The organism is Sediminibacterium sp., assembly GCF_030695065.1.
In the GTDB taxonomy this organism is placed as follows: Bacteria; Bacteroidota; Bacteroidia; order Chitinophagales; family Chitinophagaceae; genus Sediminibacterium.
The window spans coordinates 207,758-232,976 of record NZ_JAUYTR010000023.1 but is presented as its reverse complement, the minus strand read 5'-3'; the positions used below and the strand labels follow the sequence as shown (position 1 = coordinate 232,976).

At 35.5% G+C, this 25,219-nt stretch carries 24 protein-coding genes; 17 read left to right on the top strand and 7 right to left on the bottom strand.

The window, feature by feature from the left end; translation table 11 throughout:
- Positions 1 to 6: 6 nt before the first annotated feature.
- Positions 7 to 780 (top strand): response regulator, encoded by a 774-nt coding sequence (locus Q8S25_RS11875; protein ID WP_305538012.1) that lies wholly within the window; start codon positions 7 to 9, stop codon positions 778 to 780.
- Positions 781 to 787: 7 nt separating this feature from the next.
- On the opposite strand, the gene Q8S25_RS11870 is transcribed toward Q8S25_RS11875, so the two are convergent.
- The gene (locus tag Q8S25_RS11870; RefSeq protein WP_305538010.1) at positions 788 to 2,776 is read right to left on the bottom strand and encodes an ATP-binding protein; all 1,989 of its coding nucleotides are present in this window, start codon (positions 2,774 to 2,776) and stop codon (positions 788 to 790) included.
- 98 nt (positions 2,777 to 2,874) lie between these two features.
- The gene (locus Q8S25_RS11865) at positions 2,875 to 3,828 is read right to left on the bottom strand and encodes a methylenetetrahydrofolate reductase (protein WP_305538008.1); all 954 of its coding nucleotides are present in this window, start codon (positions 3,826 to 3,828) and stop codon (positions 2,875 to 2,877) included.
- Between Q8S25_RS11865 and lptB the strand changes: the two genes are divergently transcribed.
- The 15 genes from lptB (at position 3,827) to Q8S25_RS11790 (ending at position 18,619) form a co-directional block, all read left to right on the top strand.
- Positions 3,827 to 4,651 carry an LPS export ABC transporter ATP-binding protein gene (gene lptB, locus Q8S25_RS11860; protein ID WP_305538007.1) on the top strand — a complete coding sequence of 275 codons (825 nt, stop codon included), beginning with the start codon at positions 3,827 to 3,829 and terminating at the stop codon, positions 4,649 to 4,651. The two genes, Q8S25_RS11865 and lptB, sit on opposite strands and share 2 nt — an antisense overlap.
- Entirely contained in the window at positions 4,648 to 6,156 is a 1,509-nt protein-coding gene (locus tag Q8S25_RS11855) for a GH3 auxin-responsive promoter family protein (RefSeq protein WP_305538005.1), read from the top strand. Before lptB ends, Q8S25_RS11855 begins: the two co-directional genes overlap by 4 nt.
- A 19-nt stretch (positions 6,157 to 6,175) precedes the next feature.
- A complete protein-coding gene (gene fabG, locus Q8S25_RS11850) occupies positions 6,176 to 6,931 on the top strand; it encodes a 3-oxoacyl-[acyl-carrier-protein] reductase (protein WP_305538003.1) in 756 nt (251 codons plus the stop codon).
- A 1-nt stretch (position 6,932) separates the two neighbouring features.
- Positions 6,933 to 8,483, top strand: coding sequence for a SulP family inorganic anion transporter (locus Q8S25_RS11845; protein ID WP_305538001.1), 1,551 nt, complete (start codon positions 6,933 to 6,935; stop codon positions 8,481 to 8,483).
- 9 nt (positions 8,484 to 8,492) lie between these two features.
- Positions 8,493 to 9,125, top strand: coding sequence for a carbonic anhydrase (locus tag Q8S25_RS11840; protein WP_305537999.1), 633 nt, complete (start codon positions 8,493 to 8,495; stop codon positions 9,123 to 9,125).
- A gap of 108 nt (positions 9,126 to 9,233) precedes the next feature.
- Positions 9,234 to 10,955 carry a peptidase domain-containing ABC transporter gene (locus tag Q8S25_RS11835; RefSeq protein WP_305537997.1) on the top strand — a complete coding sequence of 574 codons (1,722 nt, stop codon included), beginning with the start codon at positions 9,234 to 9,236 and terminating at the stop codon, positions 10,953 to 10,955.
- Positions 10,945 to 12,309, top strand: coding sequence for an HlyD family secretion protein (locus Q8S25_RS11830; protein ID WP_305537995.1), 1,365 nt, complete (start codon positions 10,945 to 10,947; stop codon positions 12,307 to 12,309). The genes Q8S25_RS11835 and Q8S25_RS11830 overlap by 11 nt, the downstream gene beginning before the upstream one ends.
- Before the next feature lie 2 nt (positions 12,310 to 12,311).
- Entirely contained in the window at positions 12,312 to 13,694 is a 1,383-nt protein-coding gene (locus Q8S25_RS11825; RefSeq protein WP_305537993.1) for a TolC family protein, read from the top strand.
- Positions 13,695 to 13,782: 88 nt separating this feature from the next.
- The gene (locus Q8S25_RS11820; RefSeq protein ID WP_305537991.1) at positions 13,783 to 14,361 is read left to right on the top strand and encodes an RNA polymerase sigma factor; all 579 of its coding nucleotides are present in this window, start codon (positions 13,783 to 13,785) and stop codon (positions 14,359 to 14,361) included.
- On the top strand, positions 14,354 to 15,613 hold the full coding sequence (locus Q8S25_RS11815) for an outer membrane beta-barrel protein (protein ID WP_305537989.1): 1,260 nt from the start codon (positions 14,354 to 14,356) through the stop codon (positions 15,611 to 15,613). The genes Q8S25_RS11820 and Q8S25_RS11815 overlap by 8 nt, the downstream gene beginning before the upstream one ends.
- Positions 15,614 to 15,657: 44 nt before the next feature.
- Complete coding sequence (locus tag Q8S25_RS11810) at positions 15,658 to 16,359, top strand: hypothetical protein (RefSeq protein ID WP_305537987.1); 702 nt, start codon at positions 15,658 to 15,660, stop codon at positions 16,357 to 16,359.
- A 10-nt stretch (positions 16,360 to 16,369) separates the two neighbouring features.
- Positions 16,370 to 16,741: a c-type cytochrome gene (locus Q8S25_RS11805; protein WP_305537985.1), complete on the top strand. Its 372-nt coding sequence runs from the start codon at positions 16,370 to 16,372 to the stop codon at positions 16,739 to 16,741.
- A 9-nt stretch (positions 16,742 to 16,750) separates the two neighbouring features.
- A complete protein-coding gene (locus Q8S25_RS11800; protein WP_305537983.1) occupies positions 16,751 to 17,164 on the top strand; it encodes a hypothetical protein in 414 nt (137 codons plus the stop codon).
- 3 nt (positions 17,165 to 17,167) lie between these two features.
- The gene (locus tag Q8S25_RS11795) at positions 17,168 to 17,704 is read left to right on the top strand and encodes a YceI family protein (protein WP_305537981.1); all 537 of its coding nucleotides are present in this window, start codon (positions 17,168 to 17,170) and stop codon (positions 17,702 to 17,704) included.
- A 9-nt stretch (positions 17,705 to 17,713) separates the two neighbouring features.
- Positions 17,714 to 18,619 (top strand): DUF5777 family beta-barrel protein, encoded by a 906-nt coding sequence (locus Q8S25_RS11790; protein ID WP_305537979.1) that lies wholly within the window; start codon positions 17,714 to 17,716, stop codon positions 18,617 to 18,619.
- An 8-nt stretch (positions 18,620 to 18,627) separates the two neighbouring features.
- Here Q8S25_RS11790 and Q8S25_RS11785 read toward each other — a convergent pair whose 3' ends face one another.
- The 3 genes from Q8S25_RS11785 to Q8S25_RS11775 all read right to left on the bottom strand — a co-directional run bounded on the left by Q8S25_RS11785 (position 18,628) and on the right by Q8S25_RS11775 (position 22,178).
- Positions 18,628 to 19,404 carry an enoyl-CoA hydratase/isomerase family protein gene (locus tag Q8S25_RS11785; RefSeq protein ID WP_305537977.1) on the bottom strand — a complete coding sequence of 259 codons (777 nt, stop codon included), beginning with the start codon at positions 19,402 to 19,404 and terminating at the stop codon, positions 18,628 to 18,630.
- Between the two features lie 12 nt (positions 19,405 to 19,416).
- Entirely contained in the window at positions 19,417 to 21,465 is a 2,049-nt protein-coding gene (paaZ, locus tag Q8S25_RS11780; RefSeq protein ID WP_305537975.1) for a phenylacetic acid degradation bifunctional protein PaaZ, read from the bottom strand.
- Positions 21,466 to 21,599: 134 nt separating this feature from the next.
- The gene (locus tag Q8S25_RS11775; protein WP_305537973.1) at positions 21,600 to 22,178 is read right to left on the bottom strand and encodes an adenylate kinase; all 579 of its coding nucleotides are present in this window, start codon (positions 22,176 to 22,178) and stop codon (positions 21,600 to 21,602) included.
- A gap of 179 nt (positions 22,179 to 22,357) precedes the next feature.
- On the opposite strand from Q8S25_RS11775, the gene msrB reads away from it, so the two are divergent.
- Complete coding sequence (msrB, locus tag Q8S25_RS11770) at positions 22,358 to 22,918, top strand: peptide-methionine (R)-S-oxide reductase MsrB (protein ID WP_305537971.1); 561 nt, start codon at positions 22,358 to 22,360, stop codon at positions 22,916 to 22,918.
- 58 nt (positions 22,919 to 22,976) lie between these two features.
- Here msrB and Q8S25_RS11765 read toward each other — a convergent pair whose 3' ends face one another.
- On the bottom strand, positions 22,977 to 23,858 hold the full coding sequence (locus Q8S25_RS11765) for a bestrophin family protein (RefSeq protein ID WP_305537968.1): 882 nt from the start codon (positions 23,856 to 23,858) through the stop codon (positions 22,977 to 22,979).
- A complete protein-coding gene (locus Q8S25_RS11760; protein ID WP_305537966.1) occupies positions 23,851 to 25,155 on the bottom strand; it encodes a DUF5690 family protein in 1,305 nt (434 codons plus the stop codon). Before Q8S25_RS11760 ends, Q8S25_RS11765 begins: the two co-directional genes overlap by 8 nt.
- Between the last annotated feature and the right edge of the window lie 64 nt (positions 25,156 to 25,219).

Below are 25,219 nucleotides of genomic sequence, written 5' to 3'. Positions count from 1 at the left end.
ATTTTCATGAACGAAAGAAAAAAGGTATTAATTGTAGAAGATACCAAAATGCTTAGAATGTCGCTTGAAGTAATACTTCAAGAAACCTATGAAGTAGCAGGTGCTGCCGATGGCAATGAAGCTCTTGAAATACTCCGCAGTTTTACTCCAGATATTATACTACTCGATCTAATGTTACCGTATCCATTAGATGGATTCTCTTTGTTACGCCTATTTAAAAGTAGCCCTACTACCAATAGGGTTCCAGTGATTATTATTTCTGGAATGTCGGGCGACGATAAGATTATTCAAGGACTAGAGTTGGGGGCCAACGATTTTATGGTAAAGCCAATAAAGTCTAAAGAGTTATTACTAAAAATAAGAAATCTTACTGGCATCGTTCAAATTAACGAAGAGAACGCGAAGCAAAAAAGACTGCTTTCTACTCGTGGGTCTTCGAATGGCAACTCTAAAGATTTTTTTGAAGATTCTTTTGAAGCAATAGTAGAGAAGCTAAACGAAGATGAATTAAACACGATACCTGCTATTGCCAAAAAAATGTCTGTTAGTGTTTCTACTCTAGAAAGAATGATAAAGGCCAAATACAAAATGACGCCAAAGCAGTACATTACTGAAATCAAACTGATGAAAGCAGAGGTTCTATTACGTCAAGGAAATACCAGCGTTAAGCAAGTTTCTTTTCAATCTGGCTTTAACTCTGTGGCCTATTTTTGTCATTGCTTCAAGAAAAAATATGGTAAGCCTCCTAAAGCATATGCTGCCAATTTTGTTGGCAAATAGCTTTAGACTAAGCTACAATGGGTAAAGATAGCGTTACTTGTGTTCCTTTGTTAAGGACACTTTCTAAACTTATCTTTCCTCCATGTATTTCCATAAACTGTTTTGCAACGGATAAACCTAAACCAGAACCTTGATAGGTTTGGGTATTTGATGCTCTATAAAAAGAATGAAATACTTTTTCAATTTCATCTTCTGGTATACCTATACCAAAATCAATTATTTCAATAAAGGCGTTGTTGTCTTTGTAATAAATGGATACTTCTGGATTTGTACTTCCCTTAGAGTATTTTAACGCATTAGATATAATATTGGTTAGCACATGCATAAACAATAACTCGTCTGCTGCAACCTTATTACTTGAAACTTCTTCTTTAAGTAAGACAGTTCTACCATCCATCTCATTTTGGAAATAAGTTTTGATAATAGACTTCACAAAAGTTGATAAGCAAATTGGATGCAAATTATAGGCTAATTGCTTTGCATCATATCTGCCTACTAACAGAATATTATCCATTAACTGCGTCATTCGATCAATTTGATCTTTAATCATTTCTGCAGAATCTCTAATTGTATTGGATAATGCAATATTTAATTTTTTTGCAGATAATTCAATTACTTCAATATTTGAAAATATAACTGTTAGAGGGGTTCTAAATTGGTGTGAAGTGAGTGATACAAAACCTGCTTTTAATTCTGATAATTCTTTTTCTTTTTCTAAAGCTATTTTTTTGTCATGAATATCAATGATGCTTCCAGCAATAAAATAATCTTTAACTGATGCTGCTTTATTTTCTCTAAGAGATAATTCTGCCCAACGCCAATTATTGTTTTTTTGCTTTAGTTTAACTTCTATTGTTGTTCTTCCTTTTTCTGAATTCCTTAATGCTTCAAGTTGTTCAAATATCAATTGCTTGTCGGTGTCTTCAAAAAATTCTGTTATTGGCTCCATCATGCAATCTTGAATTTCAAATCCGGAAAGTTCATGCCAATATTGATTCATGAAAGTAATTTGGTTGTAACTATTTAATCTAAAAACAGCTTCACCCAAGTTATTGATCAGTTTGTCAAATTCATTCTTCTGCTCTTCTAAAACTTCTTGTTGCTTTTTAAGAGGGCTTATATCTACATGTGTTCCTACCATATAAACAGGCCTACCTTCATCATCTCTTTTAGCAATGCCAAATCCATTAATCCATATATAATGACCAGCTTTATGTTTTAGCCTGAATTCGTTTTGATAAGTCTCAGTAATATTTGTAAAATATTCTTCTAGGCTTTTTTCAGTTGCAACAATATCATCTGGATGTACCCGAATTTTCCAATTCTCATAGGTATGTTCAAACTCATTGGGTTCATAGCCTATCATTTTCATGAAAATGGGAGAATAATTCAATTTGTTATTGGCAATATCCCATTCCCACATGCCTTGCTGTGAAGCTTTGATGGTCATTTGGAATCTTTCTAGCAGTCTATTTTGTTCTAATGTTGCTTTTTCTCTAGATAGCCTGATTCCGATATTTCTAGCAACTGTATAAAGCGACTGTACTACTTCTTGCTCCCATTTATCTTTGGTTGTGCAATTATCATAACCAATCCATCCCCAATAATCTCCGTCACAAAAAATGGGAGTAAATAAATAGGTCAAAATACCCTGAGATTCCATTATTTCTTTAAAAGTGCTATTGTTAGACTCTTCCACCAATCCATACATGTATTTATCCTTAGACAAGGTTTCAAACATATCAGGAAAAAAATCATACGAAATATCGCTTAAGTCTGGATTGCCCAATTGAACTTCAATCCCCTCCCTACACCATTCGTGCGTATAATATAATCTTAGTTCGTTGCCGATTTTCTTATTGGTAAAAACATAGACACGATCTACCTGTGTTGCTTGGCCTAAAATAGCAATAACATCATTGATAGCTTTGTCTATATTCCCTTCTGATAAGAGTGCACTATTGGCTTGAGAAATGCTAGTAAGTATTTTGAGCATCATCGTTTAATTGAGTGAGGCCAAAATTATCAATATTTCAGCAGGACCACTATCAATTAATCGCTAATCAAATATCAATTATTCGGATTAATGCCATTTTAATAAACAGCGTTCACTACATTCCAAATTACTTTGGGTTTTCCAAGGGTATAATAGTGTAAAACGGGTACACCAAAGGCTTTGAGCTCCTTGCTTTGTTGTATTAGCCATTCTGTTCCCACCTGCTCGCAATCGGCATCAGTTTTACATTTAGAAATGGCATTCGATAAATCGGTTGGAATGTCTACATGAAATATTCTAGGTAAAACAGACAACTGTTTTTTATTAGTGATGGGTTTTAATCCTGGTATAATTGGAACGGTGATGCCCATATCCCTACAAGCTTTTACATACTCGTAAAATTTCTGGTTGTCAAAAAACATCTGGGTCATAATATAATCTGCACCCGCATCTACTTTCTCTTTCAAACGCTGTAAGTCAATTTCTAAATTGGGTGCTTCAAAATGTTTTTCGGGGTAACCTGCTGTACCAATACAGAAATTGGTTTTACCTCCATTCTGTATGTCTTCATCTAAATAGATGCCACTGTTTAAATTTACCACTTGCTTTTGTAAATCAATGGCATATTTATGCCCATCTGCTTCTGGTTCAAAACTCGCTTCGTTTTTAGCAGCGTCTCCTCTTAATACCAATACATTGTCAATCCCTAAAAAGTTGAGGTCTATTAATGCATCTTCACTTTCTCTTTTGTTAAAGCCTCCGCAAATAAAGTGCGGAACCGTATCAATGCTGTAATGGTTCATAATTGCTGCACAAATTCCAACAGTACCAGGGCGCTTGCGCACTTCTACTTTTTCGAATGTACCATCAACTTTCTTTTTAAAAGCGGTTTCACTTCTATGATAAGTTACGTTAATCCAAGAAGGCTTGAACTCCATTAAGGGGTTCAAATGATCAAAAACATGTTGGATGGTCTTTCCCTTTAATGGTGGTAAAACTTCAAATGAAATTAATGTGTTCTTGGCCTCTTGAATATGTTCAGTAACTTTCATGCTGCAATATACAAACGACATATTACATTTGTATAAAGCGTTACCATTGAACCTGACTATTCAAACCAATAACCTCTACAAAAGTTACAAGGGTAGAACCGTTGTAAACAATGTTTCCGTGAATGTTAAACAAGGAGAGATAGTGGGTTTGTTGGGCCCCAATGGAGCAGGTAAAACCACCAGTTTTTATATGGTGGTGGGTCTAATTAAGCCCGATGAAGGAAGTGTTTTCTTAAACGACCAAGACATTACCAAATTACCTATGTACAAAAGAGCCCAAATGGGAATTGGGTATTTGCCTCAAGAAGCAAGCGTATTCAGAAAACTGACTGTTGAAGACAATATCATGGCTGTTTTAGAAATGACCAATCTTACTAAAGCAGAACGTCATCATAAAATGGAATCTTTGTTAGATGAATTTAATTTGCATCATGTAAGAAAAAACAATGGCGATAGTTTAAGCGGTGGAGAAAGAAGAAGAACAGAAATTGCTAGGGCATTAGCAGTTGACCCTAAATTCATTTTGTTAGATGAACCGTTTGCAGGGGTAGACCCTATAGCAGTAGAAGATATACAGGGAGTTGTAGCCAAATTGAAATATAAGAATATTGGAATATTAATTACTGACCATAACGTAAACGAAACCCTCTCTATTTGCGACAGAGCCTATCTTTTAATTGAAGGCAAAATATTTAAACACGGAACTGCCGAAGAATTGGCAGAAGATGAACAAGTGCGCAGACTTTATCTTGGAACTAATTTTGAATTAAAACGCAAAGATTGGATTATTGATATGGCCAAGGAGAATAGCGAAAATTTATGAAATTATTAAGTCCTGCAATATCACGTTTGGCCCGAATAAGGCACTGGCGTATTGCGCAATGGGCCAATGATCCAATTGCTTCTCAACGCGAAGTACTCCAAGACCTTATTACCCACGGACAATACACGGAGTTTGGAAGAAAGTACGGCTTTAATCAACTTTTTAATATTCGAAAATTTAAAGAAGCAGTTCCTATTCATGAATACGACGATTTAAAACCTTATATCGACCGTATTATGGCGGGTGAAGAAAATGTGCTTTGGAATACGCCTGTTAGTTGGTTTGCTAAAAGCAGCGGTACAACAAACGATAAAAGTAAGTTCATTCCTATAACGCAAGAAAGTTTAGAAGATTGCCATTTTCAAAGTGCAAAAGATGTGCTTACCATGTATTATAACAACAGAAGCGAAAGCGATTTGTTAACCGGAAAGGGTTTGGTTATTGGCGGCAGTCATCAAATAAGCCAATTAAATGAAGACATGCATTATGGCGATTTAAGTGCCGTGCTTTTGCAGAACACACCTATTTGGGCAAATTGGATTAGAACACCTGAACTTTCTATAGCATTAATGGATGAATGGGAAGAGAAGATTGAAAAAATGGCCTTTCATACTATTCAAGAAGATGTTACTTCTATTTCTGGAGTGCCTACTTGGACGTTGATTTTGATAAAAAGAATATTGACCATAACCGGAAAACAAACCCTGAAAGAAGTATGGCCTAATTTGGAATTGTATATTCACGGCGGTGTCTCTTTCACACCTTATCGTGCACAATTTCATCAGTTGATTGGTGCAGGTTGTAGTTATTTAGAAATGTATAATGCCAGTGAAGGATTTTTTGCTGCACAAGTTTCACCTGAAGAAGAAGGGATGTTGTTGTTTACTGAAAATGGCATTTTTTATGAGTTTATGCCAGTTAGTGAATACGGTAAGCCCAATCCAAAAACAATAGGTTTAAAAGATATTGTTGTTGGCGAAAACTATGCTATTGTAATAAGTACCAATGGTGGATTATGGCGTTATTTGGTAGGAGATACAGTGCAATTTATCACGAAGTATCCATTTAAATTAAAAGTTACTGGTAGGCTAAAACAATACATTAATGCGTTTGGTGAAGAACTGATTGCAGACAATGCAGACCAGGCTATAGCCATAGCATGTGCTAATACAGGGTTGATTGTAACCGACTATACTGCAGCACCCATTTATTTTAACGAGCAACATCAAGGTGCTCATGAGTGGTTAATAGAGTTTGAGCAAATACCCGATTCTATTCAGCATTTTACAAATGAATTAGACACTGCACTTAAAAGTTTAAATAGCGATTACGAAGCTAAAAGGCATAAAGACATGGCATTGTCAATGCCAGTAGTGCATGCTTTAAGTCCTGGTATATTTAATCAATGGCTAAAACAGAAAGGAAAATTGGGTGGACAACATAAGGTTCCAAGGTTAAGTAATGAACGTTTGTATATAGATGAAATAAAAAGTTTTTATTTGTAGAACATTTTAATTGAATCAAATGAAATTATTAGAAGGGAAAGTTTCAATTGTTACTGGTGCTGCTCGTGGAATAGGAGCTGCCATTGCTTTAAAACTTGCAGAACAAGGTAGTAATATAGTATTTACTTATGTAAGTGATAGTAGTGCTGAAAAAGCAGCTGCATTGGTTTCTCAAATAGAAGCATTAGGCGTTAAGGGTAAAGCTGTAAAGAGCAATGCAGGTAATTTTGCCGATTGCGAAACTTTAGTGAATGATACCGTAAAGGAATTTGGTGCTATTGATGTATGTGTTAACAATGCAGGTATTTCAAAAGACAATTTATTGTTGCGAATGACCGAAGAACAATGGGATGAAGTAATGGATATTAATTTAAAAAGCATTTTTAATATGACCAAGCAGGTAATTCGTCCAATGATGAAAGCCAAGCAGGGCAGTATTATAAATATGAGTTCTATTATAGGTATTAGGGGAAACGCTGGGCAAAGCAGTTATGCCGCTAGTAAGGCAGGTATCATTGGATTTACCAAGTCTATTGCTGCCGAACTAGGTTCTAGAAATATCCGCTGTAATGCAATTGCACCAGGATTTGTAGAAACAGATATGACTCATTACTTAAAAGATGGAGAAGGCGCCGCTCAGTTCTTACAAAAAATACCATTGGGTAGATTTGGCAAAGCTGAGGAAATTGCTAACACAACTTTATTCTTAGCAAGCAATATGAGTTCGTATATTACCGGTCAGGTTATTAGCGCCTGTGGCGGATTAAATATTTAAAATGAAAAAATTATTACAGCATACAGCATCAGATATTTCCGCTTCTATTGTTGTTTTGCTGATAGGGCTGCCCCTTTGCCTTGGCATTGCACTAGGTTCAGGGGCACCTTTGTTTTCGGGCATCATTGCAGGTATTGTTGGGGGAATTGTGGTTGGTTTCTTTAGTAAGTCCTCATTAAGTGTTTCGGGTCCAGCTGCCGCATTAACTGCAGTAGTAGTAACGGGAATAACTAGTTTGGGCTCTTATGAATCATTTTTGTTTGCAGTGGTATTGGCTGGTTGTTTTCAAATTATTTTAGGATTTATTAAAGCAGGTGTTATTGCGCATTACGTTCCTAACTCGGTTATTAGAGGAATGTTAACAGCTATTGGTCTCATTTTAATACTAAAACAAATACCCCATATTCTTGGCTACGATGTAGATTTTGAAGGCGATGAACGTTTTTTTCAAAGTGATCAACAAAACACTTTCACAGAAATTCTACAAGCATTAAATGCCATTCAGTCAACTGCTTTAATGATTGGATTAATCAGCTTATTTATATTATTGATTTGGCAAACAAAATCAATAAAGAAAAAGAAGTGGCTTAATTTATTACCTGTCCCTTTATTGGTTGTTTTACTATCAACTGTTGCAAATTACATTCTTGAGTTTACCGCTTCTAGTGCTAAATTAGAAGCCAGTCATTTAGTAAGTCTTCCAATTCCTAAAGATCTAACTGATTTTATCTCCTTTTTTACATTACCTAAATTTAGTAGTATACTCAATCCTTCTATTTGGGTTATTGCTTTTTCTTTAGCTATTATTGCAAGTTTAGAAACACTTTTAGCGGTAGAAGCAATAGATAAACTAGATCCCCTAAAGAGAATTACTCCAACCAACCGAGAATTAAAAGCACAAGGTATTGGCAATATTGTTTCGGGCCTAATTGGGGGCTTGCCAGTAGCTTCGGTTATTGTAAGAAGCTCGGTAAATGTAAATGCAGGTGCAACATCAAAAAAGTCTACTATTATTAATGGTATTTTATTATTACTCTGTGTGGTCTTCATTCCAGGACTATTAAGTAAAATTCCATTGTCTGCACTTGCTGCAGTACTTATTTATACTGGCTTTAAGCTTGTGAGTTTAAAAGAAATCAAATCATTTTATGCTAAAGGCTGGGATCAGTTTATGCCTTATATAGCAACCACCATTGGAATATTTTTGACTGATATGCTTACAGGAATTGTGGTTGGAATGTTGGTGAGTTTATTTTATTTGGTTAGAAGTAATTTTAGATCGGCAATATTAGTGGTGAATGACAATAATAATTATTTGATTAGGCTAAGAAAAGATGTTTCTTTTTTAAATAAACCAATTATTAAAAAGCATCTTCAAGCTTTCCCAGACAACTCTTTTGTTATAGTAGATGCCACTCGTGCAGACTTTATTGATAAGGATATTATTGAAGAAATCAACGATTTTATTAGTAACGCACCTTCAAGAGGTATTTCTGTTACTGTTAAAAAAGGCAATTACCAACCAATGCATTTATTATTTAAACAGCCATAAACTTTATTTATGAATTCATACGAACGTTTACTTCTAGAGAATAAGGCTTGGGCAATAGAAAAATTAAATGACGATCCAGATTATTTTAAGAGATTGGTTGATGTTCAAACTCCCGATTTTTTGTGGATTGGATGCAGCGATAGCCGAGTTCCTGCAAATGAAATAACAGGAACCCAACCAGGTGAAATTTTTGTACATCGGAATATTGCCAATATGGTGATTCATACAGACTTGAATTTATTGAGTGTATTGCAGTATGCAGTTGAGGTATTAAAAGTGAAGCATATCATTGTTTGTGGTCATTATGGGTGTGGTGGTGTAAAAGCGGCAATGACCAATCATAATTTTGGAATTATTAACAAATGGATTCGAAATATTAAGGATGTACATCGTTTTCATAGAGAAGAAATTGATGCAATTGATGATCAGGATGCTCAAGTAAATAGAATGATAGAGCTAAATGTGCAGGAACAAGTATTAAATTTGGCTAAGACCTCTATTATTCAAAAATCATGGAAAGAGCGTCAAGGTCCTGATCTTCATGGTTGGGTGTACGACCTACACGATGGATTGGTTAAACCAATTTATGAAATGAATGCTGGAACCCATATAGACGAAATCTATGAATTTGATGATCTATAGTACATATTGGTCAATTATTCATTTTAGGAATATTAAGCGAAGTACTTTCACAAAAGCTTATTAGCCTTTCAATGGCTTTAGGTATAATACTTGTAATATTTGCCCGCAATGGAAAAAAATAAGAATGTAGTATCACCAATGGGTGCAGCTCGTAAGATTTTAGAGCTACTTAGTTTAGATAAAAAAGACGTTTCTTCCATTTATGCTTTTGCCATTTTAGCTGGTATTTTAAGCCTTGCAATGCCTTTAGGTATTCAAACCATTATTGGTTTTGTAATGGCAGGTTCATTATCAACCTCAATAGTAATATTGATAATTTTAGTGGTGGCTGCCGTTTTGATTTATGGGTTGTTACAAGTTAGGCAGCTTCAGGTAACAGAAAAAATTCAGCAAAAGTTATTTGTTCGATATTCACTTGAATTTGCAGATCGGCTTCCAAAAATGAATATAGAAAAATTGGATGCATATTATTTGCCTGAATTGGTTAACCGTTTTTTTGATACTGTTTCATTACAAAAAGCAGTTGAGAAACTATTATTAGACGTTCCTGCTGCAATTATTCAGATCTTTTTTGGATTGATTCTGCTTTCACTTTATCACCCTGTATTTATTGGGTTTGGAGCCGTACTAACTTTAATAGTGTATTTAATTATGCGTTATACACTTCCAGCAGGATTTCAAGCAAGTATAGAAGCAAGCGATCAAAAATTTGCTACAGCTGCTTGGTTGGAAGAAATGGCCAGGGTAATTAAATCTTTTAAATATTCTAGAGGTACTAAACTTAATATCCGCAAAACAGACGGAATTGTAACTAAGTACTTAAAAGCAAGAACAAATTATTTTAAAGTACTGTTAACGCAATACTGGAGTCTTATCATATTTAAGGTGGTTATTACCGCAGCTATGTTAATTGTAGGGGCAGTATTATTGGTAGATCAGCAAATTAACATTGGTCAGTTTATTGCAGCTGATATTGTAATCTTAAGCATCATAGCCTCAGTAGAGAAGTTGATATTGAATATGGATAAAGTATATGATTTGCTTACTTCGGTTGAAAAATTAAGTAAAATAACTGAAAGTGAAATTGAAGTGCATGGCACTGTAATATTGGCAGACACTCAAAAAGGGGTTTCATTATTATTTGAAAATGTTGGATTTATTTACGGTAATAACTCCACAGCCTTGCAAGGGCTGAATTTAAATATAGATGCAGGTGATAAAGTTTGTATCATGGGTGAATCAGGATCGGGCAAGTCTACTATTTTAAGGCTTCTTACAGGAGCATTCAATAATTTTACCGGCTCCATTTTGCTAGACGGTATTCCAATGGGGAATTATAACCTGAACTCTGTTAGGTCACAAACAGGGATCTTATTAAGCCAGCAAGATATTTTTCATGGCACAATCTGGGAAAATATTACGATGGGTAGCGAAGAAATTAAATATGAAGAAGTTACAGACTTAGTAAACCGATGCGGCTTAACTAGTTTTGTACAAGGGCTACCAAAAGGATACGATACAATTTTAGATCCAACCGGAAAGAGATTAAACAGCAAAATAAGACAAGACATTTTATTACTGAGGGCTTTATTAGGTAAAAAAAGGCTCTTATTGTTAGAAGAACCGCTTAACTTCTTGGAGAAAACCTACAAGCACAATATTCAAGACTATATATTTTCTGAAGAGAATGCAACAGTTATAATTGCAACCAATGATGTTGAAACTGCAGCTCGATGTAACAAGATTATTTACTTAGATGAGGGCTTTGTAAAAGCATCTGGTAATTGGTCAACTATTGCGCCACTTTTAAATGAAAATTATGGACAGTAATAAATTTATAACTACTGTAATAGAGGAAGCTGTTGCAAATAGTACCATTCATTCTTATCAGCATATTTATAGGATTCATAATAAGAATAATGTTAGAAAATGGCTTTGGGCTTCTTTGATTTTGTTGGTTGTAGTCTTGTTCTTGCCATGGACACAAAATATACGTGCAAAAGGAGCGGTAACTGCATTAAGACAAGAAGATCGACCCCAAGAATTGAATACAGTATTGGCTGGTAGTGTAATAAAATGGTATGTAAAGGAAGGCGACTTTGTTAAGAAAGGAGATACCATTATGCAGATAGGGGAGGTCAAGACCGATTATTTTGATCCTCAATTACTGAGTAGAACCCAAAAGCAAATAGATGCTAAGCAAATTGCAGTAGAAGGGTATAGTAATAAAGCGGCTACTGCGGTGTCTCAAATTAATGCACTTGAAGAAGCAAGGGATTTAAAATTAGATCAGTTAGATGTTAAACTTCGTCAGCAAACATTAAAAGTAATTAGTGATAGTATTGATTTGGGAGCTGTGATGAATGAAGTTGCCGTTGCCAAAAGACAAATAGACGCCGCAAAAAACATGTTGGATAGTGGAGTGATTTCATTGGTAGATTTTGAAAGAAGGAAAGTTACTTTTCAGAATGCAACAGCTAAAAAAATAAGTGCAGAAAATAAATTTCTACAAGCCAAACAGGAATTAACAGCCATTCGAATAGAAAAGAATGGAACCATTCAAGAGTATACAGATAAAATAGCGAAGGCTCAAGGAGAACAATTCGGGTCCTTGTCTAATATGGCAACCGGTGAAGCAGATGTAGCCAAATTGCAAAATGCATATAGTAATTATGATATTAGAAACAAGCTATATTATATAACTGCACCACAGAATGGACAAATCACCAAAGCCCGTAAAGCAGGTATTGGTGAAATGGTGAAAGAGGGCGATATGATTGTTGAAATTGTTCCTGATAAAATTAAATATGCGGTAGAGTTATTTGCAGAACCAATGGACCTGCCATTATTGGCCATTGGTCAAAAAATCAGGTTTGTGTTTGATGGATTTCCCGCAATTGTATTCTCTGGTTGGCCTGCTGCTTCTTATGGAACCTTTGGTGGCGTTGTAGCAGCAGTGGAAACTTCGGTAAGCAATAATGGGAAGTTTAGATTGCTGGTTATTGAAGATCCTTCAGAAAAACCTTGGCCACGACAATTAAGAATGGGTGGAGGAGCAAATGGAATAGCATTGTTAAAAGATGTGCCTATTGGATACGAATTATGGCGAAATATCAATGGATTCCCTCCAGAATATTACAAACCAATGCAGGGTAATGAACTAAAAGACCAAAAAGGGAAATAGCCATGAGAAAGTATTTATTCTTTTTTGGCTGTGCATGGGCGTTCAATATAAATGCGCAGGTATTAAGTCCTGAAAAATTTATTGAACAAGTAAGGTCTTTTCATCCAATTGCTAAACAGGCAAATATTAAAGTAGAAAAAGCCAATGCTGCATTATTAAGTGCTAGGGGACAATTTGATCCAACAATTGAAATGGATGCGAGTAGAAAAACATTTGATGGAAAAAATTATTATTTCTACACTAATCCTGAATTTAAAGTTCCTACTAAGTTGGGAGGATTAGATATTAAGGCAGGGCTTGAAGATAATGGAGGGTTGTTTTTGAATAATCAAATAACCCGTGGGCAGAGTAGTTATTTGGGATTGGAAATGCCTCTATTAAAGGGGTTGCTCATAGACCAACGTAGGGCTAGTTTACAACAGGCTTCTTTGTTTACTCAACAGAGTGAACAGGATAGATTAAAAATGCAGAATGATCTTTTGTATGATGCCTACAATGCTTATTGGCAATGGGCTGGGTCGTATCAGTTATTCAGTATTTATCGTCAGTTTTTGCAAGTGAGCCTAGATCGTTTCAGGTTGGTTAAATTGGCTTATGCAAATGGAGATAGAGCATTAATTGATACCGTTGAAGCCCTCACTCAAGTGCAACAATTTCAATTATTACAAACAGATGCTAAAGTAAAATTGGTAAATGCTCAGCTTGAGATGGCCAATTTTTTATGGAACGAAAATGATGCAGCTTATTTGCTAAACGAAAAATTTGTACCCGATACAGTTCAGTTCCAAATGTATATGACGGTAGAAGATCCAGAACAGTTGATAAATAGGGCGAACGAGGAAAATCCTTCTTTAAGAAGTTTGAATTTTGAACTAGCAGCTTTAGAAGTAGAAAGAAAATTAAAATTTCAATCTTTGCTTCCATCATTAAATGTAAAAGCTAATTTATTGAATCAAGGATATAACGTAATGAAAGATTTTGGTGGAGCACTCTTGCAAAATAATTATGTATGGGGCGTGCAATTTAAAATTCCCATTTTCTTGCGCGAAGGTCAAGGTTCGTATAGACAAGCTAAATTAAAAATTGCTGAGACCAATTATGAGTTGAATGCCAAACAATGGAGTACTGCTAATAAAATTAGGTCGTACTATGCCGAATCTATTTTGTTGAAAGAACAGATTGCTGCTGCTCAGCAAGCATTCAATGGATATACTGCATTATTAAAAGCCGAATCACTTCGGTTTCAGAATGGGGAAAGCAGCTTGTTCTTACTCAATACCCGAGAAAACAAAGTCATTGAAACCGCAGAGAAACTAATTCAATTAAGAGCTAAATACCTTAAAGCCAGTTATGGAATTAGCTGGGCTGCAGGTGTAATACGCTGATTTTTAGCTAAAAATTATATTTAGTGTAGGCAACCGTAATGCTAACTTTGCTGTATTATTAACGGAATAGATTAATTATTAGCAAGGGTTGAGTTTATCTGATGAGCAAATTAAGCACATAATTGATGGCTGTCGAAAGAACAATAGACAAAGCCAGAGGGATCTTTATGAGTGGTTGCAAGGATATGCTATTTCTGTTTGTAAGCGGTATGCAAATGAGGTAAACTTAGTAGAAGATTTAGTGATGGATGGGTTCATGAAAATATTTAAAAATATAGCACAATACGATATGAGTAATTATGCTGTTTCAGAAGCAGCATTCAAAGGCTGGTCTAAACGGGTATTTATTAATAATTGTATTAACTATTCTAGAAAATATTTTTCAGAAGCTGTTTCATTAGACGAAATAACCGAACAGCATCAATATGAACCAGCAATTAATGAAGAAATTATTCAAAAATTGGGATACCAAGAAATCATACAATTAGTTATGAGTTTACCCATAAGTTATAAAACTGTTTTTTGTTTACATTTTATTGACGGATATACGCATCAAGAAATAGCCAACTTATTAGGCATTAACGAAGGAACTTCTAAATCTAACTTATTTAAAGCCAAGCGTCATTTACAATTATTGTTGTCATCCAAAAGCAAACTGAATGGATAAATTCTACTCAAAATCAATAGAAGATCTTGCTAAGAATGCTTTTGAAAAAGAAGCAGGTGATGCCATTAGTAGTTCTGCAAACTGGGACAAGATGCAGCAATTATTAGATGTAGAAATGCCTCAAAAAAGGAAAAAAAGACCTGTAGTTTTTTGGTTCTTTGTTTTTTTAATGGCTGGATTATTGATAGCAGGTGCTACTAAATATTTTACAGGAAAACAATCAACTGAAACAGTTAAGCCTGTTGTAAATAAAAATGACCATACTGGTATTAAATCACCAATTATAGTAAATAAAGAATCTAATGATTCAAAAGCTACAGCTGAGCAAAAGTCTAGATCTATTTCTACGTTTATGCCCGAATCTAAATCAGCACTTAAGCCAGCATCTAAATCAACAATAAAATCTGAGTTGTCGGAAAACCCATTGCAAAATAGTGTTCCTAATAAACAGTTGCAGGCGATTGTTCCTGATCAATATTTTCAAAAAAAGTTAGATACAGTAGAAGCTACAAAGCAAGAATTTGTAAATATGCAAATTGATTCGGCTGGTTCCAAGTCTGAAACTAAGAACCCATTGTTAGAGGATACTACTATTGCGCAAATCAATAATAAAATTGCTGAAAAGAAACTTTCGAAGTGGGAATGGAATTTAACCGTAGCGCCTGATTTTCTATTGGCCAACATGCAGCCTTTGCATCAACCAGGATTTACGCTTGGAGTAGGAATCAATTACCTCTTATTTCCTAAATGGCGAATCAGATCGGGATTGCTGTATAATTATACCCCAGTTAACGCTTCTGGTGATGGGTATTTATATAAGCCATCTCCAAATTTACCCAGTTATACCAGTTTAGAATTAAGAAATGTAAAGGGCAGTTTGCATGTATTTGAAGTGCCACTTTCGCTTAGGTATACAGATCGGCCAAATAAAAAATGGTCTTTTATTTCTTCTGTGGGATTGTCTTCTTTGTTTTTTATAAAACAACAATACACGTATGATTTATTGTTAAATGGAAGTACGCCGTTGCTTTGGAATAGTGCCAACGACACCGATGATGATGGCGAGTCGCATATTTTAAATAATCTTACAATAGGTGCGGGTTTATCTGTTAAAACAAAGCGAAATCTTGTTCTAGAAATTGAGCCAATGTTTAAGCTTCCCTTAGAAGAACTGGGCGAAGGACATAATAAACTAGGAACAATTGCCTTGTATATTAATTTGCGCATGCCAATAGTTAAGCAAAAAAAATAATTTACCGAGGCAACCCCTTTTTCATTAATAGTGTATTGACTATTATGAAAAAGCTACTTATTTCAAGTTTAATGGCCACACTGTTCTTGTTGGCTTGTAAGCATGAATTTTTGAATTCTGCAATTAATCCCACACCTGTTGTTGTACAAGGTGGTGTAACAGGTGGAGATACTACAGTTTCTGATACGGTATGTTTTCAAAATGATGTGCTTCCTTTGTATGTTAGTTATTGCGCCAGTGCTGGTTGTCATAATGCCAATACAAGAGCAGACGGGGTTCAAACCACCGATTACACTACAATTATGAAAGGCATCAAACCTAGAGATGCAGCCAATAGCAAATACTATAAAGAAATTACAAAGGGAGAAATGCCCCCAAGAGGTTATCCTGCTTTAAGCACTGCGCAAATAAGTTTAATAAAGAAATGGATTGATCAGGGTGCTTTAAATACCAATTGTGTTAATAGCTGTGACACTACTAAGTTTACATATTCTACGTCTGTTCAAACCATCTTATCTAACAACTGTAACGGTTGTCATGGTGTTGCACCTGGGTCGGGTAATGTTTATTTAGGAACACTCGCTGCCACCCAATCTTATATAAATGCAAATAAGCAATTATTCTTAGATGCCATTAATCATGCACCAAGTTTACCTGCTGCGCAAAGAATGCCAATTGGTAATCCTATGGACGCTTGTAAGATTAAGCAAATGACCAAATGGATTAATGCAGGAATGCCTCAATAAAAATTTAATTATGCGGAATTCGTTGTTTTTATTTTTTGCACTTCTATTCTTTAGTGCTTGTTATTATGATAAAAGTGAACTGGTATATCCTGCTGCCTCAGCAGTTGCTTGTGATACTGCTAATGTAAAATTTAGTACCAGTTTAATGCCAATTCTAAATACATCATGTAATAGTTGTCATGGTGGAACGGCTGCAGCTGGCGCTGGAATTGTTCTAGATAATTATGCAGGGGTTAGGGCCTCGGTATTAGACGGCAAGTTTATGAACTCTATTATTCAAAATGGGCAAGCTTCTGCAATGCCAAAGGGAGGAGGAAAATTATCGGCTTGTGATATTTCAAAATTCCAAGTTTGGATTAATGCAGGCATGTTAAACAACTAAATATCTTCTATGAAAAAATGGATAATAATAATTGGTTCTATTCTTTTAATTGTTGCTGCTATACTTTATTATGTATTTATTTATGCTGCGCAGTATAAAAGAAATGTAAACGACGAGAAGGCTATTGCCATTACTGCAGTAGAGCTGGTTAGTGCTTACAATAACAATGAGTCTGAAGCAAATACTAAATATTTAAACAAAGCATTATTGGTAGAGGGCATTGTGAAAGAAGTTGGCCAGAATCAAGAAGGGAATACAACAATTACCATTGATGGTGCCAACGATTTTTCTTCGGTTTTTTGTACACTTAAAGAAGTAATTAAAAATGTTGAAGTAAATAAAAAAATCAACATTAAAGGGGTTTGTATCGGGTTTACCAGCGATGTAGTAATTACCGACGCTTTTATTCAATCTAAAAATTAGTTTATGAAAAAATATCTTTTTTTAATGTTGTTGTTGAGTTCATCCTATTTTTTAAATGCTCAATCATTGTTATCTACTAAATCAGGAGTAGCAAAGTTTAATGCTACTGGTGGGTTAGTAAAAATTGAAGCAGTAAACAATCAGGTTGATTGCAAAATGCTTCCATCTAATGGCCAAATTGTATTTGCCTTATTAGTAAAAGGTTTTCGATTCGAGAACCAATTAATGGAAGATCATTTTAACGAGAACTATTTAGAGAGTACTAAATTTCCTAAAGCTAGTTTTAAAGGATATATCACCAATATTGCAACAGTCAATTTTGCTGTGGATGGTGTGTATAAAGTAACAGCCGATGGAGTGCTCAGTATTCATGGTGTTGATCAAAAGATTCAAACACCTGGTACAATTACTATTAAATCTGGTAAAGCGTCATTAAAAAGCGACTTCAGTGTAAAATTGGCTGACTATAAAATTGCTGGTTCGTATATCGGTGAAAAAATTGCTGCTGAAGCCAATATTCAAATCAATTGTAATTTTTAAAATAGGGCTATGAAATTGAATCTTAGACAAATTGTTTTTTTGGTTGTTTGCATTATAAGTACTGAAAGGCTTAAGGCTCAGGAGATTGATTTATTTAAATTGCAGGAAAAAGAAGAAAAGGAAAAAGAAAAAAGCACCACTGATATTACCACTGCAATTTTTAAAACCACACGTATTGTAAATGGACATTCTATTGAAAATATTGGGGCGGGCTTACTTGATGTAAAAATAAATCACCGTTTTGGAAGGGTAAACACTGGAGGATATAATTTATTTGGATTGGATCAGGCTTCTATGCGTATGGGGCTCGATTATGGTATCAATAGCAGGTTAATGGTTGGAATAGGAAGAAGTACTTATTTAAAACAATACGATGGTTTTGTTAAGTATAGAATTCTTAGACAAAGTACTGGCAAAATCAATATGCCCTTGTCTGTTAGCTATGCTGGAGGGGTAATTTGGAAAACAATTGATAATCCTGCTGGATCTGGATTTTATTATACAGACCGTTTCAGTTATTTTAATCAAATTTTGATAGCCAAAAAATTCAATGACTATTTTTCATTGCAACTAACACCTACAATGGTGCATTATAATAATGTCCCTTTAGCAACAGATCCCAATGATCTTTTTTCATTAGGTATTGCTACAAGAATAAGAATCAGTAAAAGAGTCAATATTACTGGGGAATATTATTATCAGTTTCAACATTTTAACGGATTTTATAATAGCCTTTCTGTTGGTGTTGATATTGAAACAGGTGGACATGTATTCCAAATGCATTTCTCCAATTCAACTGGCATGACTGAAAGAACTTTTATTCATGAAACAGATGGTCAATGGGGGAAAGGTGATATTCATTTTGGATTTAATATCGCACGAATTTTTACCATTAAAAAACCGAAGGGAAATTAAACAGTAGCTTATGAAAGCTTCTGTTTAAATCTTTGAATAAAAGCTTTGCTGTGCTCACTTAAAATAAGTTTTCCGCTAATGGCTGCTCTTTCTTTCAACAGTTCATCCCAATGTTCTGTGCCTTTCCAAAAAATGGTTTTCAATTCATGCAATGCATCAGGATTGGAGTGAGATAGAGTGGTAGATAATCTAATAATAGATTCATCCATACCCGCTACATCCGGATGTAATTCTGCAAATAGCCCTTTTCTTCTCGCCCAGTCTGCAGGTCTAAACGTTACAGCGTCAATGGTTAATTGAGAGAAGGCCGATAAACCTATTTTTCTTTCTACAGCTGGCCCTACTACAAATGGTCCTATGCCTACAGCCAATTCGCTCAATTTAACATCGGCGCCTTCGCATGCAATGGCATAATCCGCAGCAGCAGCCAGTCCAACTCCACCCCCAATACATTTTCCCTGAATTCTTGCAATGATGATTTTTCCGCAAGTACGCATGGCATAAATTACATTAGCAAAGCCACTGAAAAATTTCAGACCTGCTTCTTCAGAATTAATAACAGAGAGCTCATCAAAAGATGCACCTGAACAAAATACTTTTTCTCCAGAAGATCGCAACACAATTACTTTGGTATCGGGGTTTAATCCTTCACTGTATATTTCTTTAGCAAGAGCATCTAATATTTTCCCTGGCAATGAATTGCTTTGTGGATGAAAAAACTCAATGGTTGCAATACCATGCTCACGATCAACTTTTACAAATCCTTCTTTAATATGTTCAATCATACAATAGTTTTATTAAATGGGTTTTTTGGCCACCATGGTTAAGATAGTGGCTATTCCTGTTAATTCATTCGTTTCATCAATCATTTCTACCAACCATTTAACAATACCCTTGTCTATATCGGTTGGTTCTTTTTTCTCTTGTCTAATTTTTTCTTTACAAGTAAATCGAATATGCATTTCGCTTCCTGGATAAACAGGTTTAGTAAAACGTAATTCATCAATACCATAATTTAATAGTACTGGATTTTTTTCATAACTGTCTACAAATAATCCCGCAGCCATACTCATAATTAAATAACCATGCGCTACTTGTTTCTCAAACATAGTGCCATTAAAATCAGTATTTTCTAAATGCGCGTAAAAATGGTCTCCACTTAAATCGGCAAAAGAATTGATGTCTTCAGCAGTAACTACTCTTTTCTCTGTAATTAATTGATCGCCAATTGCTAAGTCTTCAAAATATTTTTTAAATGGATGGATGGTATGGGTATTTCCTGTTGCACCTGGCTGATAAACCTTGCTGATTGCAGTTATCATATCTGGTGAACCCTGCACTGCTACTCGCTGCATATAATGTTTAACACCCCTTAATCCGCCCATTTCTTCTCCACCTCCTGCTCTTCCAGGACCACCATGCACCAATAAAGGTAATGGTGAACCATGGCCTGTACTTTCTTTAGCACATTGCTCATTCAATACCAATATTCTTCCATGATAATTGCCAGCGCCTATTACATAATCTGTAGCAATTTTTGCATCAGCTGTAACAATGCTGCTCACCAATGAGCCCTTTCCTAATTTAGCCAATGAAATGGCTTCTTCTGTATGCTTGTAAGGCATTAAAGTAGCAACCGGTCCAAATGCTTCCACTTCGTGAACGCTTGAACTTCCGAATGGATTTTCATTCAATAATAAGAGCGGACTTACAAAAGCTCCTTTAATGGGATCTGCGTCTAACACTTCCACTGAGTCTAAGGAACCATATAAAATACTTGAAGTCTCTAATAATTTTTTTACCTGTGCTTTCACTTCATTTCGCTGCGATTCTCCAGCTAATGAACCCATTCTTACTTTTGGATTCAAAGGATTGCCTATTACATTTTGAGAAAGTGCAGCGCTCAATGCTTTTTGAACTGCCTCCATTTTATTTTCTGGAACGAATATTCTTCTAACTGCCGTGCAACGTTGTCCTGATTTGGTAGTGATTTCTCTTCTAACTTCTTTAATGAATATGTCCCACTCGGGCATTGTTGGTGTAACGTCTTCGCCTAGAACAATGCAGTTGAGTGAATCTGCCTCCATAGTAAAAGGCACATTTTCTGCTAATATTTTCTTGCCCGATTTTAATAGCAAACCAGTTGTTGCTGAACCAGTAAAAGTGACCACATCTTGCGACTGAACATGATCTAATAAATTGCCTGCACTGCCACAAATCAATTGCAATGCGCCATCTGGCAAAATTCCAGAAGCAATGATTCGTTTTACTACTGCTTCTGTTAAGTAAGAAGTAACTGTTGCAGGTTTTACAATTGCAGGCACACCTGCTAATAAATTAACTGCTATTTTTTCTAACATGCCCCATACAGGGAAGTTGAATGCATTAATATGTATTGCCGCACCTTCTTTGGGAATCAGCAAGTGATGCCCCATAAATGTATTGGCTTTGCCTAATGGGTGGTGTTCTCCATCTAGGCAATAAGGCGTGTCTGGTAATTTTCTTCTGAGTGAAGCATAGGAAAATAAATTGCCTATTCCTCCTTCTATATCTACCCAACTATCTGCTTTGGTGGCACCTGTTTGATAGCTGATTGTATACAGTTCGGCTAAATGTTCCCTTAAGTAAATGGCCAATGCCCTCAACATTAACCCCCTTTCGTGAAAACTCATTTTTCTTAGGGCAGGATTACCCTTGCTGCGAGCATAATGTAAGGCTGCTGCAAAATCCAATCCCTTTGATGTAGCATTTGCTATTGGTTCGCCTGTTACGGCATTATACAATAATTGGCCATCTCCTTCTCCTTTAACCCATTGGCCCATTAAAAAATTTTCTACTGTATACATATGGTTTGGTTCGTTTCATCACAAAGCTAACGATTGATAGCTTTACTTAAAAGGCATAAAAAAACCCGTCCCGATTATATCGGGACGGGTATAGCAGTTGGTTATTGGTCAAAAAACTTTAACAGTTCTATTAGTTAAGACATCCTTTTGTCGATTTCGCTGCAAAGAGCAGAAAAAATTTCTTCAACGGTACCTTCGCCCTTAATATTAACTACTTTATCAAATTGGCTATAGTAGTTGGCAACCACTGTTGTTTTGTCTTTGTATTCTACAATTCGGGCTCTAATAACAGTTTCATTGGTATCATCGCTTCTACCACTGGTTAATCCTCTGTTTAATAAGCGTTTAACCAGTTCTTCCTCGGTTACTTCCATGGCCAACAAAACACCTATTTCGGTTTGTTTCAGCTTTAATAATTTATCTAAAGCCTCACTTTGAGCGGTTGTTCTAGGAAATCCATCAAATAAAAAGCCTTTTGCGTCTGGATTGGCTTCTAAAGCAGATGAAATCATACCAATCACTACCTCATCGGGTACCAATTGGCCTTTGTCCATCAAGTTCTTTGCTTCTAATCCTAATGGTGTTTGACGCGCAATTTCACTACGAAGTAAATCTCCAGTAGATAAATGCTTTAAGCCATATTTTTCAATTAGTTTCTCACTTTGCGTTCCTTTACCACTACCGGGAGGACCGAATAAAATAATATTAAACATGTAGGTTCGATGCTTGCTTGAGGTACAAATATACAAAGGGCTTGTTAAAAATCCTTTAACAAAAGACCTTAATCCATCAAAAACAAGGGTTTTGGATAAATTTTTGACCTTTCCACTAAACAAGTACAAACCTTAACTGTCTTAACAACGTACATTCAATTAATTAAACTTTCCTACATATGAAATGGACAACCATATTGCTTTTAGCGGTTTTCGGCTTTACTGGATGCCAAGCACAGAACAATTCAAGTAACAATCTTGTTAAAGACAGTATGAGCAAAAAAGACAACCCCTATTTTGCAAAGGGAGAAAAAGGAAAATTGACTGTTAAAGACAGTGAATGGAAAAAAGTACTCTCTCCCGAAGTGTACTATATCGCCAGAGAAAAAGGAACAGAGCGCCCATGGACCAGTAAGTTTGAAAACTTTAAAGAAGTAGGAACTTATTATTGCGCCGTTTGCGGAAATGGACTTTTTAAAAGCGATACCAAATTTGATAGCGGATGTGGATGGCCTAGCTTTTATGAGCCACTAACTAAAGGAGCCATCATTTATTTGCCAGATAATACACTTGGCATGCAGCGAACTGAAGTTCAATGTGGTCGTTGTAAATCTCACCTCGGTCATGTTTTTGAAGATGGCCCACCTCCAACAGGTTTGCGATTTTGTATTAATGGGGTGGTATTAGATTTTGAAAAAGCTGCAGAAGCAGAAAAAAAATACAACGAGAAGAAAGGATAGTGAGACTGAGAATGAAGGGGCCGGATTTATCCGGCCCTATTTTTTGCGAATAACTATACTAAGCTAAAATATCTTGCACATTCTTATTAATATTTGCTGCTATTCTTTCCATTGGCAAATCATTGTCGTCGTTGCCAAATGGGTCTTCAATTTCTTCAGCAATTAATTCTAAACTAGCCAATACATAAGAAATAAATAAGGTTGCTGGTATAGTAAAATAGCCCAAGGTTAAAGCAAAACCCAATGGTAGGGTAACAATGTATAAGAAGATAAACTTTTTGATAAATGCACTATAAGAATAAGGGATGGGCGTATTCTTTATTCTTTCACAAGCCCCACAAATATCCATGAATGATTGCAATTCATTATTGATAAATAATAATTCAAACTCGGTAATTACCTGGTCTCTTTTTAATAAATGAACTTTGTTTAAAAGAACAGCCACTACTTGATTGGGAATATGTTTGCTGGTATCGAATCCGGTGATTTCAGGATGCGGTTGTTCATCTAAAGCCAGTCTTGTTTTTTCGTTTAATAAATGATTGGTTAGTTCAACCGCAAATAGTGGAATAATTTTTTTGAAGAAGCTCCTATTTTTTTCGTCATCGTGTGGTAACAAGCTATTCATTTTTAGGGCGAGATTGCGGCTGTTATTTACCAATGCCCCCCAAAGCTTTCTGCCTTCCCACCAACGATCGTAAGCAGTATTGGTTCTAAATACCAATAACATTGAAATGGCAAAACCCAATAAACTATGCATGACCGTTATGTTCTTTGCATAGCTGGTACTAGACAATCGCAAATAATTGATTTCGATGTAAACAACTGCCCAAGAGAAAACGCCCATACCCAATATCAATGGCAATAACTGCAGTACCGTATCGGTTTTATGAAACTGAAAAATAAAACGCAACCAATCTTTGGGATTATAACTAATCATGAACCGCTTTTTGTTTTTGGTAAAAATAATACATAGAGTAGCTGGTAATTATTACACCTGCAATAGATAATACCATAACACTATTCGAAAAAAAGTGTACCCAGTTTAATTGTATTTTAAAAATTTCTTTACTCAACAACACACTTACGCTTCCCAAATACCCAAAAGAGTCTGCTACATAAATTAAAAAACCTGCATTGCCAGTAAATCGGAATGCAGCAATCATGCGTTCAAAAAAAACAGAGTTGAAAGGAATGTACACCATATACAAACCCAGCCCTACCAAGGTCATCCACCAAATGGGTGCAATAGATCCCTTACTAAATAACCAAGTGCTCAAACCCGCTACCACAAAGCCTAAGCCAATAAACACATGTGCCAACATAAATGCTTTGAAACTATTTTTAATCAACACCATACTTCCAATCAACACCAAAATAATTAAGGTTATAGGTGTTTCGGTTTTTGAAAAGATGGCAGGTTGATTTAAGTAACCCATTTCCTTCCACATATCAGCACTAAAATTATCCCTAATATCTCTGAAGATGGTGGCGAATGCATAAATGAAAACTGCAGCAATAATACCCGGTAAAAAATGCTGAATGAATTTTTTTCGATCATCGGCATTCATGGCCGTACGGTTCATGCGTAATTCAATGTCTTCTTGCGTTGGCGGCGGAATCCGTTCCATCAGATAAATGAATAACAATAAGGGTAGGGCAAATACCAACCCAGTAGCAAAAGGCACCCAGAATTCACTCATATTAAATTGCATGATGAGCCAACCGCCTACCGACTTTACAAAACCCGATGAAAAGATAAAGCTAACTGCTAGCGCCGCGCCAATAAAATCAGTGGTTTTCCTTCCCTCTATATAAGAGAAAATAACGCCCCATAACATGCCCAATGGAAAACCATTTATGAAAAGAAATATAATATTAAAAGGAGCCGGCACAATGGCAAATAACAACCAAGCCAACCAAGCAATGCCCACTAAAACCAACACAATTTTATCTCTGCCCAATCTTTTTAATTCGGAAATAAATTTGATGCCATAAAATTTTGCCATTAAATAACCCATCATTTGGCTTAACACTAATAAGGTTTTATATCCCAAGCCCCAATAGGCCATTCCGTCGAAAGTGCATACGGTAAAGGATTTGCGAAAACCAAAAATCATGGTATACGTAAGGAACGCTACAATTGCAGCGTATAAGCCTATTTTAAAGCTGCTTTGTTGTACTAATAAATTGTTTTTCAATGGCTTTGTTTCTACCGATAAATATAAGCCACTCATCCTTAGTTTTTGGCAAATGAAGCTTTATTTCAGAAATTACCCGTTCTTAAAACTAAACTTGAAT